At 44.8% G+C, this 14376-nt stretch carries 12 protein-coding genes; 9 read left to right on the forward strand and 3 right to left on the reverse strand.

All coding sequences use genetic code 11. The features are described from left to right. Nucleotides 1–40 precede the first annotated feature (40 nt). From ABIB39_RS10805 to ABIB39_RS10825, 5 genes are all read left to right on the forward strand, one after another. Entirely contained in the window at nt 41–1498 is a 1458-nt protein-coding gene (locus ABIB39_RS10805) for a PP2C family protein-serine/threonine phosphatase (protein WP_354429827.1), read from the forward strand. Next, complete coding sequence (locus tag ABIB39_RS10810; protein ID WP_354429829.1) at nt 1485–5555, forward strand: FtsW/RodA/SpoVE family cell cycle protein; 4071 nt, start codon at nt 1485–1487, stop codon at nt 5553–5555. Before ABIB39_RS10805 ends, ABIB39_RS10810 begins: the two co-directional genes overlap by 14 nt. A gap of 65 nt (nt 5556–5620) precedes the next feature. Beyond that, nucleotides 5621–6412, forward strand: coding sequence for an FHA domain-containing protein (locus ABIB39_RS10815; protein ID WP_354429831.1), 792 nt, complete (start codon nt 5621–5623; stop codon nt 6410–6412). Continuing rightward, nucleotides 6405–7820 (forward strand): serine/threonine protein kinase, encoded by a 1416-nt coding sequence (locus ABIB39_RS10820; RefSeq protein ID WP_354429833.1) that lies wholly within the window; start codon nt 6405–6407, stop codon nt 7818–7820. The genes ABIB39_RS10815 and ABIB39_RS10820 overlap by 8 nt, the downstream gene beginning before the upstream one ends. A gap of 9 nt (nt 7821–7829) precedes the next feature. Next, entirely contained in the window at nt 7830–8588 is a 759-nt protein-coding gene (locus ABIB39_RS10825; RefSeq protein WP_354429835.1) for a ThuA domain-containing protein, read from the forward strand. Here the strand turns inward: ABIB39_RS10825 and ABIB39_RS10830 are convergent, their stop codons facing one another. After that, nucleotides 8589–9737, reverse strand: a complete 1149-nt coding sequence (locus tag ABIB39_RS10830) for a hypothetical protein (protein ID WP_354429837.1) — start codon at nt 9735–9737, stop codon at nt 8589–8591. It lies immediately after the preceding gene. Between the two features lie 224 nt (nt 9738–9961). Between ABIB39_RS10830 and ABIB39_RS10835 the strand changes: the two genes are divergently transcribed. The 3 genes from ABIB39_RS10835 to ABIB39_RS10845 all read left to right on the forward strand — a co-directional run bounded on the left by ABIB39_RS10835 (nt 9962) and on the right by ABIB39_RS10845 (nt 11583). Further along, on the forward strand, nt 9962–10414 hold the full coding sequence (locus ABIB39_RS10835) for a DUF4395 domain-containing protein (protein WP_354429838.1): 453 nt from the start codon (nt 9962–9964) through the stop codon (nt 10412–10414). 150 nt (nt 10415–10564) lie between these two features. Then, on the forward strand, nt 10565–11158 hold the full coding sequence (locus tag ABIB39_RS10840) for a cupin domain-containing protein (protein WP_354429840.1): 594 nt from the start codon (nt 10565–10567) through the stop codon (nt 11156–11158). Between the two features lie 77 nt (nt 11159–11235). Then, nucleotides 11236–11583 carry a cupin domain-containing protein gene (locus ABIB39_RS10845; protein ID WP_354429841.1) on the forward strand — a complete coding sequence of 116 codons (348 nt, stop codon included), beginning with the start codon at nt 11236–11238 and terminating at the stop codon, nt 11581–11583. A 114-nt stretch (nt 11584–11697) separates the two neighbouring features. Here the strand turns inward: ABIB39_RS10845 and ABIB39_RS10850 are convergent, their stop codons facing one another. Then, complete coding sequence (locus ABIB39_RS10850) at nt 11698–11916, reverse strand: DUF6965 family protein (protein ID WP_354429842.1); 219 nt, start codon at nt 11914–11916, stop codon at nt 11698–11700. 128 nt (nt 11917–12044) lie between these two features. On the opposite strand from ABIB39_RS10850, the gene msrA reads away from it, so the two are divergent. After that, nucleotides 12045–12536 (forward strand): peptide-methionine (S)-S-oxide reductase MsrA, encoded by a 492-nt coding sequence (gene msrA / locus ABIB39_RS10855; protein ID WP_354429844.1) that lies wholly within the window; start codon nt 12045–12047, stop codon nt 12534–12536. A gap of 272 nt (nt 12537–12808) precedes the next feature. On the opposite strand, the gene ABIB39_RS10860 is transcribed toward msrA, so the two are convergent. After that, complete coding sequence (locus tag ABIB39_RS10860; protein ID WP_354429846.1) at nt 12809–14278, reverse strand: DUF3863 domain-containing protein; 1470 nt, start codon at nt 14276–14278, stop codon at nt 12809–12811. Between the last annotated feature and the right edge of the window lie 98 nt (nt 14279–14376).

A 14376-nucleotide genomic window follows, 5' to 3' on the forward strand; every position in this document is an offset into this window, starting at 1 on the left:
GTAACCCATTTTATTGATATTAAAAAATCAGGTAAACGCAATGGCTGAAAACTATTTTGGATTAACCGACACCGGCAAGGTACGTACCAATAACGAGGATACCTTTATCACCCAAAAGGTAATGGGCGGCCGCATGTTATTGGCTTCGGTAATAGACGGGGTTGGGGGCTACAACGGCGGCGAAGTTGCTGCGGCCATAGCTAAAGATATTTTTATTGATCGCCTTAGCGGCCTGCAGGGCGAGATCATCCCGGGTATGATAGATGCCTTTAAACTGGCAAGTGCTAAAATCTCTGATAAAAAGGCAAGCGATAAAGAACTGGATAGCATGGCCTGCGTAGCAACCATGGCTTTGGTTGATATGGAGCATAACCAGTTTTTTTACGCGCATGTTGGCGATACCCGTTTATATTTATTGCGCGATAATTCTCTGGTGAAGATCTCTGAAGACCATTCTTTTGTAGGCTTTTTAGAGGATAGCGGGAGGCTTACAGAAGATGCCGCCATGAACCACCCCAAACGTAACGAAATAAACAAAGCCCTTGGTTTTACCAGCCAGATAGATACCGACGAAAGTTTTATAGAAACAGGCCAATCGCCGTTTTTACCGGGGGATATGCTGCTGCTTTGCAGCGATGGCCTTACCGACATGGTAGACCGCACCGCTATATTGGATATTATCACCCAGAATATTCCGTTGCAGGAAAAAGCTGTTCAGCTTATAAATACCGCCAATGATAACGGCGGCCGTGATAACGTAACGGTTGTATTGGTGCAAAACGATAAACCACAACAAAGGCCGCAGGCCACCATGCCGGCGTCATCGCCCTTAAAAAGGAATGATGAAAACGATGATGGGATAACATCGGTGCGTACTGCATCAAAACCACTCCAACAAACAGAACCACCTATGGCTCAAAATAAAAGTAACGGACTATCTATTATACTCGGGCTGCTTTGCCTCGTGTTTTTAGCTTCAACCATTTGGTTGTATATGTCGCAACACAAATCGGCAAAAGCAATGGTTGCTGGCGGTACACCAACACAAAAGCTGCGCAACGCCGATGAGGTGAAACTACAGGATGCCATAGATGCTTTTAAGGGTGATACATTAGTACTGTCTGACACTTCATTTAAGAAACCTATCATTATTACCGATACCCTGCACATTGACCAGGATAGCATATATATCCATATAAAAGGTGATATAGTTTTGCAGCGCGATACCGCATACAAAGGCCCGGCATTATCCATAGCTAAGGATAGCAAAGTGGTGGTTTTAGAAAACCTTAAATTTGAGGGTTTCGATGTAGCTATCGACCTGCAAAATACGGACTTGTTTTTAAAAAACACGCAGTTTATGAATTGCCGCCTGCCCCTCCAACGTAAATACGAACTGGTTGCCAATAAATCCGTAACCGCCGATTTCCCGGCTACAAAAATTAACCCGCAAGCTGTTAAACCCAAAACCCCTGAAAAGCCAAATGGAGCCCGATAAGATCCAAACGGAAACCCGCTGGAAGGAAAGGGTTTTCCTTTTACTGATAAGTGTTTTATTTGTGTTTCTGTTCTTCAGGCTTTACACCGTTGTGCAAACCCGTTTTGCTGATGTGGATAAGCGGATGGGCGACGGCACCATGATAAACCTAAACGCGCCCGACCCGGCAGGGCAGTTAAAAACCTTGCTTACCAAAGGCTATTACTTTGAAGATAAGCGCGATATTAACCTTATTACCCAAACGGTTGCCAACAACATAGGCACCGGGCAAAAAATTGATAATATAGGAGAACTAAACAAGCGCAAATATTTTATTACTGCCGATGACGCTTTTCAGCAAGGCGGCGAATCATTTAAGGCGCGGGTTAATGCATCGCGGTCGTTATTAGGATACACGGGCGAAGATTCCACGCTGTTTGTAAGCGAGCGTAGTAATCCTGTAAAAGTACCTGCCGTTACTGATTTGGCTATGGGCAAGTACAGTATCAGCGGCATTATCACTAATAAAAAACAGCCTGTGGCGGGCGTGTTGATCCGTATGGATATGATATTGCCGCAGGATAGTATTTTTACCGATGAAGAGCTTGACGAACTAAAGCCTGTTACCGAAACCGGCAATGGCTTAAAAAAAACTTACCTGCCCGATAGTTCCGGCAAAAAACGCCTGCAAGCCTTAACTGCCTATGCCCGTACTAACGAGCAGGCCGTTGCCGAGTTTAAAAATTTACCCGAAGGCAAAGCCTTTAAATTATTGCCATTGCAACCCGGCTTTCAGTTTGGTACATCGCAGGGTGTGCAAAATTTGGATGAGGATGCAAATTTAACTTTTAGCCAGTCGCCCCATACTATCAGGTTGTTTTCTACAAGAGACTTTAACATCCTTAAGAAAGAGAAATCTCTCATTATCCGTACCCCGGCCGAGTTTAATAAATGGTTCCTGATTATCGCGGGTACGTTTATTGGGGCGTTCCTGTTTGTGCATGTTTTACTGTCGTGGAAGTTCAGCACATCAGATCAGCTGATCTTACCTGTGGTGATGATTCTCGCTGGCTTGTCATTCCTCACCTTGCTAAGCTTACAAGACCCGCTTCGCGATAGGTTTTTGGCGAAAGATATGCTGGTTTTCCTGGGCATTGGTTTGGTGGCCATGCTGGTAATGCTGCAATTGAAGCTACGCCGCTTTACGCCCGATTCGTGGATTTATCGCATGCTGGTATTCAAAAACAGCCGTAACGCGGCTAATGGCTGGCCATGGGTGGTGCTTGCTGCAACCTTATTAGCCATGACCATTAAGTTTGGCACCGGCCCGGAGGGTAGCGGTGTAAAGGTTAACCTCTTCGGTTTTCAGCCTAGCGAGATCGTTAAATACCTCATTATCCTTTTCCTGGCGGGATTTTTTGCCGCTAATGAAAAGTTGATCAGCGAGTACACCAGTTGGAGCAAACGCTGGTCGTTTTTCTCCTTCGCGTTAATAGCCATTTTGGTTACGCTGCTGTTGTTCCTGCTACTGGGCGATCTGGGGCCGGCGATGGTGGTGTGCTTTACGTTTATCGTATTGTTCTCTTTCTCTCGTGGCGATTTTATGTTTATGGCGGGCGCGGTGGTGCTATACGTCATCGTATCATGGGTAGTGAAGAATGTTTGGCTTTCGGCGTTGATAACCGCTGCTATTGCAGCCCTGTTCATGCTTTTCAAACGCAAGCAATTGAGCGAATCTGCCATGATGGTACTCATTATTATGGCGGCCTTTTTAACTATTGATCAGATACCATACTTAGGTAAGCTGTTCCCCGGCCCGGTACAGCGTCTTGTAGATCGTAAAGCCATTTGGCAGGATGCCTGGAATAACGAAGTTTACGGTGGTGACCAGGTTGCCAACGGCCTTTGGGCCATGAGCAGCGGCGGCGTAAGCGGCCAGGGCGTAGGCGAGGGCTTTGCCAAAACCATTCCCGAGGCGCATACTGATATGATATTGCCATCAATGGGCGAGGAATTTGGGTGGACTGGTATCGTCTGCATCTTCGTATTGTTTTTGGTTTACCTGCACCGGTCTATACTTATAGGGCGGCGAACGGGTACACCGTTCCTGTTTTACCTTTGCGCGGGGGTAGGCGTATCTACTTTTGTGCAATTCCTGCTGATTGCAGGTGGCTCAACCGGGGCATTGCCATTGTCGGGGGTGTCGTTACCATTCCAGAGTTACGGCGGGTCGTCGTTGGTGGCAAACTTGCTGGCGTCTGGCTTTTTGCTGTCGGCATCGTTGGTGAGGGGTACACCGATACAAATGAATTATATATCCCGCCAGCAGGATAAAAACCTGGTGCCGGCGTTGATAGCCGCTTTTGTAGCCGTTACATTATTAACGGTAAACGTATCGCGTTACCTGTTCAACAATAAAAAGTGGGTGGTACAACCGGCTTTAGTTGCCGATAAAAGCGGCGCGAGGATGTTCAGTTACAACCCGCGGATAGCTATTTTGATGAACAGGCTACAAGCGGGTGATCTGTATGACCGTACCGGGACATTACTCGCAACCAGCAAGCCCGACATGGTGAAAAAGCAACACCGCAAACTGGTACTGGCGGGTGCACAGGATTATAACATCGATTCTGCCATGCATAAAAGGCTGGACAGGTATTACCCGTTTGACGCGCAAATGTTCTTTTGGACAGGTGATGCCAATACCGGCGTTTTCAACGGCAGCCCCAACGGTTACTTTGCCGAATATGAGCATGCTGCAGAACTTCGCGGTTTTAAAATGCCCACGGAAAAATATAATGTTACCGCCAACCGCTATCAGGAAGACCGCTTTTTAGCGAGAGGCGTTAAAGAAATGGCAGTAGTTAAAAAAGACTATAGCGAGATAGCCCCATTGCTTATTGCAGGTATCAACAGTAAAGAGGTGGAAGCCTTTAAAAACCGTAACCGGGATGTAAAACTGACGATGGATGCAGGCCTGCAAACCAGCATCCAAACTTCTATGGCTACCGATACTTCCTTGCTGGATAACCGCGTATCTGTAGTGGTGATGGAATCTAACACAGGGGATGTGCTTACATCTGCCAATTACCCGTTGCCACCCGTTCACGATTGGGAAAAGCTGACCATGAGTTACTACGAGCAAAACCAGCTTTCGCAATGGACAACCACGCAGGACCTGGGTTTCACCCTCGCAACGCAACCCGGCTCAACAGCTAAATTGGCTACATCCATAGCGTCGTTCAATAAATTGGGGTTGGCCGCTGCCGATAAAAAGTTTAATGTTGAAAGTTACGAGCGCATCCGTACCAAAGGTTTGGAGCCTGATGAAACAGGTTTGATAACCTTGGAGCGTGCCGTAGCTAAATCAAATAACGTGTATTTTATTAAGTTGGCTAACCAGGAACACTTGCAGGAGGATATGGCAACCGTGTACTTAAAAACCGGGATGTTCCTTCATGGGGTAGGCGGTTACTACTACGGTCGCGGTAAAGAAAACGCCGCGCAGGAAGATAAGTGGCGCGAGCTATGGCGCAAAACAGAGTTTAACACCAAACCGAAATACAACCCTAATAATATCCGCAAAACTCGTGCAAAGGGTATCTCGGGTATGGCATGGGGGCAAGGCGAGTTGATCGCTACGCCGGCATCTGTCGCGCGTATGGCATCGGGTATCGCCAATCAGGGTACGATACTGCCAAACCGATATGTGTTAAAGGTGGCAGATTCTGCAACAACGGTTAAACCCGGCATCAAACTGACCAATGATCCTAAATACGCTGCCTTGCTTCGCCAGTATATGATAGAGCAAAGCGCGCCGAAAGAATCGATCTTGGGCCTTGCGGTTGCAGGTAAAACAGGTACGCCCGAACGGATCTGGAAAAAACAGCAAATAAATGATGGCTGGTATGTATTTTTCGCGCCAAAGGCGGACGGCAGCGGTAATATGGTGGTTTGCGTGCGGATAGAGTCGACAAAAGGCTCGTCTGATGCGGTGAGATTGGCAGCCAAGCATGTGATACCGTTCCTTAAAGAAAAAGGATACATTAAAAGCATCAAAGAGCAAACAAGTAAATAACCCTTGGGTTTAGGATAATATATATAGGATTTTTGGTTCAATAATAAGTACTACAGCGCAGCATTATGTTTAATTTGTTCAAGAGTGATAAAGCCGACAGGCCGGCAGATGTAAAGAGCATCCGTTACGAGTTGCTGCAATTTATTAAACAGGAATTGCAAAAGGCCGAAGGCGGCGAGGGTGGCAATATAAAAGGCTTGAACCTTTATGTGAATGCCCCCGCATCTGATATCCCGATGTACGAGGCTGCTGTTTACGCAGAACAACCTGAATTATTTAAGGATGAAGTACAGCGTATTGCCGATGATTACGCGGTTAACCTGCCCCAGAGCTGGTTGATGGAAGTGGTGTTTACAGAAGATTTTCCGCCTGAGGCAATAAAGTCGAACAAACTGGATGCAGCGTTCTTTATCAAAACAAGTAAAAATTTTATTAAGCAAAGCGCTATAGCTTATATCCGTCCATTAAGTGGCGAAACAGAGCAGAAGGAATATCAATTAACATCCGGGGGGGAGAAGATGCATATTGGCAGAGATAAAAAAGCGCAGGGCGATGACGGTTTTTTCCGCACCAACCATATTGCGTTCCCCAGTGAAAGCCAGAGCGATGGCAATAAATATGTTAGCCGCCAGCACGCCCGGATAGAATGGAATAATGATGCGGGCAGGTTTATGCTTTTTGCTGATGAAGGCGGTGTGCCTCCACGAAATAAGATCAAGATCCGCTCGGAAAAAAGTGAGGAGATCATCAAACTTACCTCTACCCATATCGGCCACCAATTACAGGAGGGCGACCAGATCATCCTGGGCGAATCGGCAGTGTTAGAGTTTAGTTATCAACCGGGAGCAAATGAGTAAAGTTTTTACCATAACAGAAGGCTTAGAAAACCTGGGCGCGCTACGCACAGGCGGGCAGGGCTCGGTATATAAAGGCCGGCGCATGGGGCCTGTGCTTACCGCTGTTAAGCTGTTGCCCACACCTATCCACTCGGAAAGCGAGGATGATAAAAACTTCCGCAACTTTAGTAACGAGGTTGCCAAACTGCAAAAGGTAAACGAAGAACCCAACCCCAACGTCGTAAAGATATTAAGCTCGGGCATTACCGAAAGCGGCTCGTTGCCATATATTGAGATGGAGTACATTGAGGGGCCAGACCTTATTGAACTACTGCAGCCCCCACATGAGAAAATTTTCATGCTAAAAGAGGCCATCCGCGTGGCCGACCAGTTGGCTGGGGCTTTGGCGCATTGCCATAAGGTGGGCGTAAAGCATGGCGATATTAAAAGCAATAACGTAAAATATAACGTCCACACCGGTAATTACGTACTGCTTGATTTTGGCCTCGCCATTATGAGCGAGGAAGAGCGCCGGAGCAGCATCCGCCATGCCGGGGCTATTGAATTTATGGCACCCGAGCAGCATGATGGCGCTATGCTATTGCAAACGGATGTTTATAGCTACGGTATCATCCTGTACGAATTATTGACAGGCCAGGTGCCGTTCCCGCTTACAGGCAATGGCGAAACCGGCCGTAATGCCATTATGCTTGCCCACATGGAAGCCCCCGTGCCAGACCTGCGGGATGCCCGGAAAAAAAGCATGACGAATGCATGGACTACCCTAAAGCAAACCCAGGAACTTCAAGTACCCCAATGGCTGTTGAATGTAATAGATAAATGCCTGCAAAAATCACCCGATGCCCGTTTTAAAAATGGGATGGAACTGCATGATGCCATTATTAATGGCAGCCTATCTGCAGATGGTAAGTTAAGCACCGCCGCTATCCAGGTAGAGAACGAGCGGTTGGAGATGATGGTAGCACAATACCAGCAGGACGAAGCTAAAAAAGAAGGGCAACTGATTTCCTTAAAACATTACGCCAACGAAACCGGAGCGCATTTTAATGATGCCAAAGGTGTTTACGAGCGTAACAACGAACTGGTGTTTTTGCCTAAGAAAGCGCTTGCAGGCATTGTAACCGTATCATTAATACTTTTAGCGTTTTCAGTATATTCGTTTTTTAATAGGTCCGCTACAGATAATGTTAAAACAGTTTATATAAGCCCTACAGATTATTTAAAACCGCCGATGATATTGAGGCCATATGCTCACGATAGCGTGATGAGGGCTTACAACCGCAAGCTAAATGCAGCGAAAAGAGCTACCGCAAGCAAGGCAATACTTGCTGCCTCAACAGATTCTATAACTGTAAAACCTTATCCTGTTAAGAAGAAGAAGCGTAAAAAGTTCCTCGGAATATTCTAAATTTCGGAGATGAAAAAGATTTTGCTGCTTTTGTGGATTATTTGCATTGGCTTCACTACCGTTGCTCAAAAGGTTAAGCCCTTTAAGGTGCTTGCGCTTTATGAGAATGGCGGCCATCATGTGGAATATTCTAAACGCGCCAAGATTTGGCTAAACCAATTGGCAACCAAAAAAGGTTTTACGATAGATTATATCCAAAACACCGACGAGATCAACGAGGCTTTTTTAACCAAATACGAACTTTTCATTCAGCTTGATTATACCCCCTATGCCTGGAAACCGGCGGCATCCGCTGCGTTCGAAAAATACATCAACGAGGGCAGGGGAGGCTGGATAGGTTTTCATCACGCCACTTTGCTGGGCGAGTTTGACGGTTACCCTATGTGGGATTGGTTCTCGCGATTTATGGGCGGCATAAAGTGGAAGGATTATATAGCCACATTTGCAAGCGGTAAGGTAAATGTGGAGGATAAGCAGCATCCGGTGATGAGGGGTGTGCCGGCATCGTTCATCGTTAAACAGGAGGAGTGGTACACTTACGATAAAAGCCCACGGCCAAATGTGCATGTGCTGGCCGGTGTTGATGAAAAAAGCTATCGGCCCAAACAAACCAAAGTTACCATGGGCGACCATCCGGTAGTGTGGACAAACCCGCATTATAAAGCACGAAACGTTTATATTTTTATGGGGCATTCACCCTACTTGTTTGATAACCCGGCTTACACCAGGTTGTTTAGCAACGCTATTTTTTGGGCTGCAGGCAGGTAATTATTTAACAGGAGAGTCGATATTCAAACTCTTGAATATGTTGGTATCCGGTTGTTTATCGGTATTGTTATAGCCACCGTTTAAAATACTTTGACCAGTTGTAGCGGGATTAGCACCATAACCTAAAGGCCATTTACCTTTAGTGTTGGTGATGTTTAAACCGGCCATTGAAGCGGCTTGCAAGCAAAAATCAGTACAGTTATTATTGCTAAGATGATAATCCAGGTCGCCGTATTTTTTGGTAAGGTTAAGGATGCGTTCAAAACTCTTTTTAGAAATAAACTTGCCCACTACCTCGTCCCACTGGTGGCTGGCATCGTCTTTCAGTTGCCCTTCGGCAGATGGATCCCACGGAGTGGCGAACAGGATCTTTTCTTTTTTTGGATAAAAACCGAATGAACAGGTTACGTAGGTAGAATCAGCGTTATATTTAATCAGCGTAATAAAAGTATGGCCTGTATTGCTGAATTTAAATACCTGCGGCTTGCCAGATACCGGTTGCTTCACGTGGAAAAGCAAGGCGTACGCAACAGTAGCTTTACCGTCATTAAAAGTACCTGCTATCTTTTTGTAATTTGTAAATTTGCTTTTGGATCTTTTTAAAATCTCGTTTTGCCGGTTAAGTAACGAATCATCTTTGGCATTGATGGGCAGTTCTTCTATATTAAGATCGTCGTCGTCTTCGGCTAAATTAGCTTCGCTTTTGCGGGCTTTTTTATTAGCCTTGTCAATTGTTTTGAAAAAACATTTCATAGCCAGTGGGTACAGTTTTAACCGTGCAAAAAGGTTGGCAAAACGATATAGGGCTTTATTGTTCTTTTCGTTCTCGGCTACGGTGTTGCCTAACTCCAGTTGTTTTAAGTAACTCATTAACTGCTTGCGCTCCTGTGATTTGTTCAGGTTTAGCGATATTGTTTTTTGCAGTTTATTATCATCATCGTCATCAAAAATGTTGGCGGCGGTGGCGGGAGTGAAAGCGGTAGTTTCTTTTCCTTCGCTAAATGGCAGGGGTTGGTTGGTGGTATCGGGCCTTGGTGCACGGTAAGGCATAGATGCCGACATTTGGGCACGGGCTATTGTAAAGCTGCTGCTTATGAGCAGTACTAAAAGTATCGGCTTAAATAAAAAGTTTAGTGTAGGGCTCTTCATTTTTAATATTGTGATTGATAAGGTAACGCGTTTAGGCGGGAGGAATCCTATCAGCAACAACAATATGCTTTTATTATAACACATACCAACATACATGCATTATGTGATAAATATAGTAACTAATAAACGCGTTACACAAACGACACATTAATTTTACATTATTTAACATTGCAACTACATATCTTTAGCTTTGCGCTACGTTTAATAGCTACTAATTAATTTGAATGAGCAACGACCTGCAATGCCCGGTAGACCATATTAAAGTGAACGAGAATAAAATTAGAATGATTGCCTTGTTGGTACTTATTCTTGCCGTGTTCTTTTTGTTCACAGGTTATAATTTCATCATAATGCTGCTGGTGTTCGATTTTTTTACCCGCACTTTTAATAAGCAAAAGTATAGTCCGCTGGGATGGCTGGCCGATAGGTTGGTAGTCCGTTTCAAGATTCCCTACAAACCTACCGACCGTGGCCCCAAGCGCTTCGCGGCAGGCATGGGTTTCTTTTTTGTATCGATAATGCTTACTGGGGCTATCGCAGAATGGACAGTTTTGTTGCTGCCTATTGCCGCGCTGCTCTGCATTTTTGCCTTCCTGGAGTCGTTCAGTGGGTTTTGTGTGGGGTGTTATGTATATACAGGTTTAAAATGGGTAAGAGGGAGGTTTGCTAAAGGGTAATCCAGAACCACTACATTTATAACCTATGTAGTCCTATACAACTAATTAGAATAATTTACTCTTAAAACGGCTAACATTGAATAACAATGCTAATAACCAAATACTTACATTTGTTTAACGTCAATTTTATTTGACGTGCCCGGTTAACTAATGGATATAAAACAATATATAGAAAGCGGCATCCTCGAGGAGTACATCCTTGGTTTACTTAACAATGAACAACAACGAGACGTTGATCGCTTAAGCTTACTATATCCTGAAATTAAATCTGAGCTAACCGCTATTGAGCTCGCTATAGAAAAACTGGCAACCCTTACCGCTATTGCGCCGTCTGAGAATGCTAAAAGCAGGTTGCTGTCTACCCTTGGTTTTTATGAGCCATTGGACATTAACAATCTACCGCTAACCAACAGCGAAGCTAATCACCTGCAATGGTTAGAGGCCTTGAAACATCTTATCCCCGAAAATCCCGACCAGGATGTTTTTGCTGAGGTTTTAACTAACGTTCCACAATTGTCCCAAGTATTAGTGGTGACAAAATGTGATGTTCCCGAAGAGATCCACGGCGATCTAATAGAAAGTTTTTTTATTTTGAAAGGCGAATGTGTGTGTACTGTTGGTGATGAAACATTTCACCTGCACGGCGGTAGTTTCCTGGAGATCCCGTTGAACGTAGAGCATACTATCAAAATTGTATCGCCTTACGTAGTTGGTATTTTGCAGCACAGGATGCTGGAGGAATAAGCTAATCCATAATTATTCTTTGGTTTTATTTAATTGTCAGTTTTTGTCGACCTTTAGAGTTTGCAACACCTAAAACCATGGAAACTCAACACCTCACTATAATTGATATCGCGCAACACGCCAATACTGATGTTTACAAGAATATCCCGGTTGCGTTGGTGAACAGCCATGTGGTGAGAATGAGTGTGATGACCGAAGCTTACTTCTGGCATCTCCATCCAAATTCAGACGAAACCTTTCTGGTTATAGAGGGTTCGATATTTATTGATTTGGAAGATAAAACGGTCGAACTGTCAACAAATCAGATATTTACTATCCCCAAAAACGTAATACACCGCACCCGCCCAAACGGGCGCAGGTCCGTTAACCTAACGTTCGAGAGCGGCAATATGGAAACGGTGCGTATAGAAGCACCTGCGAAGTAAATATATCGCCTTATAAAATAAGTAAATACCCCGCTATCATGGATTAATACGCCTTGAGTTTTGCATGCACATTGGTGACGGGTTATAATGACTTTGGATGTATTAAAAAGCCTTTTAAAATCTAGGTATCTCTGGTCCGTCGTAGGGTTTCTCAAATGCTGCGGCTATTCTGTGCAAACGGTGCCTGCAACGATGGTTACTTAAGTCGGCCATTAGATCCATATTGTTTTTTACGGCCTGTGCTACGTTATGCTGTGTGGTAGCGCGGTCTACACGTAAGGTTTCGGGTAATTTGGCGTGCTCAAAATATGCCATCAGTTCCTCATCTGTCATGCATCAAAAGTAAAAATAAATGCCATGCTGCGGTCAACATTTAAAAACAATTTGCGCTTTACACCGCTTCTGTTTATAATTGATGTAACAGGGGATATGCCCCTGATATGCTATTTAAACTATAATATATGAATATTGAAAAAGCCATTTTGGCTGGCGGATGCTTTTGGGGGGTTGAGGAATTAATAAGGCACCAACCGGGAGTTATTTCAACTATAGTGGGTTATACAGGCGGCGATGTACCTAACGCCACATATCGTAACCACGGCACACATGCCGAAGGTATAGAAGTTACTTTTGACCCTGCAGAAACATCTTATCGTAAACTGCTGGAGTACTTTTTCCAGATCCACGACCCAACTACCCGCAACAGGCAGGGGAATGATATAGGGGCATCGTACCGGTCCGCTATTTTTTATTTGGATGAGGCCCAACGCGAAACCGCAAACGCTTTAATTGCCGAAATGGAAGCATCGGGCAAATGGCCGGGTAAAATTATAACCGAGGTGGTACCCGCAAGCGATTTTTGGAACGCAGAAGCAGAACACCAGGAGTACCTGCAGAAAAACCCATATGGCTACACTTGCCATTTTGAACGCCCGGAATGGAATTTGAGTTAAATGATCTTAATTAAACAAGAAACGCCTTTAGATTTTACCTAAAGGCGTTTCTTGTTTAATTCTGATTGCATAATTTACTTACCTGCAAAAACGAGAGTCATTTTGTTTTTACCGGGTTTGATGCGAAAGATCTTGCCGTTATCGGGTTTAGAAAATTTGGCGTCGGGGGTGGCTACCTTGTATGCTAACCCCTGGAATTTGCTGTTGATGCTTTTACTTTCAATTGTGGTGAACGGCAGTTAGGCTTTTGGGGCTACGTTCAGATCTAAAAACTAATTGGTAGCATCCTTACCATTTACCGTTATGGTTAGTTTACGCTCATCCAGATCCATTACCAACATCCCGTTACCAGATTTTAACGGCCAGGCAATATGAAGCTTGCCAGGTTGGGGGTTGGTAATCTTTGGGTTGCCGCCTGTTAGCAAAACCTCTTTGCCGTTCTCGATAGTTTTAAACCGCAGCCCTGCAATATCATCAGGTGTGCTCCATAAGTAGCCATCAACAAACGGTAGGGTATAAAACGAACACACATTGGTTTCTACCTTTTTGGTAAGATAAGCCGATGGTAGTTTTTCATCAAATAAATGGATATCCCTAAAAAGCAACGTGCCCTTTTCCCAAAGCAAATTGGCGCGGTAAAACCTGCTGTTAAACCAAACGGTTTTACGATCGCTGGTGCCAAGGTCATTATTAACCGTTATGGATGTTGCCGGGGTAGTTTTATACTTTTTACGGAACCAGGTGCCCGATTCTAAAAGTGTTTCAACTTTAACTTTCTTCTCATCCCTCAGCTTTGCTATCAAAGGCATTTGTATCTCAAATCCTTTAAACATGGCATCCCACGTAAACGAATTTTCCTGCCCGGCCTGCGTATATGCAAATTCCATCGATTCGCCCTCTACCATTTCTTTAAAAAACCAATCAACCCATTCCTTGCTTCCGCCTGCTTTGGGGTACACGGGTTCAAGGGTTATAACGCCCTGCCAGGTTGTGCCAAAGCCGGTATCATATTGCCTCACCGGGTCGCTGCCCAGCATCCTGAAAATAGGTACAGGGATTTGGTTCTCGGCGTTTTGGGCCGGCATGTATGAGTTTAACTTGCTTGGGTAATAGGCTTGGTTCCAGTAACCGCCCCAAAGAGTGTACCCATCGGTGCCATACTGGTCCTTACAGTTACTGGATGCAACAATGTGATATTTTTGGTAAAGGTAATTTAACGTATGCTCATCAATAAACCACGAGCCAACAGATTTTGGATAGTAACCAAAGATCTGTTTAAAATCTTCCATGTAAACGTCGGCCAGTTTTTCTCTTTCTTGGGGTGTGTAACCTGTAGAGAAGCCGATGTTGGCGTGCCAGTCCCAGGGGTAGCGGCCGCGCCATTTTAGACCCGCTTTTTCTACCATTGGTTGCGGGATCTCCCACCAGGCGCCAATTTCGAAAGAACCGGGAGCAAGGCTTTTAAGTAATTTTTGATAACGTGTATCCATCAGCGCATCATATTGTAACAAAAAGGTTCCGCGCAGTTTGTACTTGTTCATGATCTGCACTTGCTTTACCACGGTTTGGTACAACACGTCCTCGGTCACCAGCGGGTCTCGTGGCTCTAACAGGCGAATGAAGTTTACAATGTTTACTATTTTGGGTTTGACCTTTGGTTTAGGCTTTTCGTTAAATGATGACAGCGCAGCAATGCAGCTTATGCCCATTATTAAAGCTTTGGCCTTTACGTTTAGTTTCATAGTGATAGTATTGTTTTGTGTATTGTTTAGGCAAACACTACTGGATCAATATCCGAAAGTACGGGTAAAAAAGAATATACAGCCAGTCAACTGTGCCC

Source organism: Mucilaginibacter sp. UYP27 (genome assembly GCF_040547175.1).
GTDB lineage: Bacteria > Bacteroidota > Bacteroidia > Sphingobacteriales > Sphingobacteriaceae > Mucilaginibacter.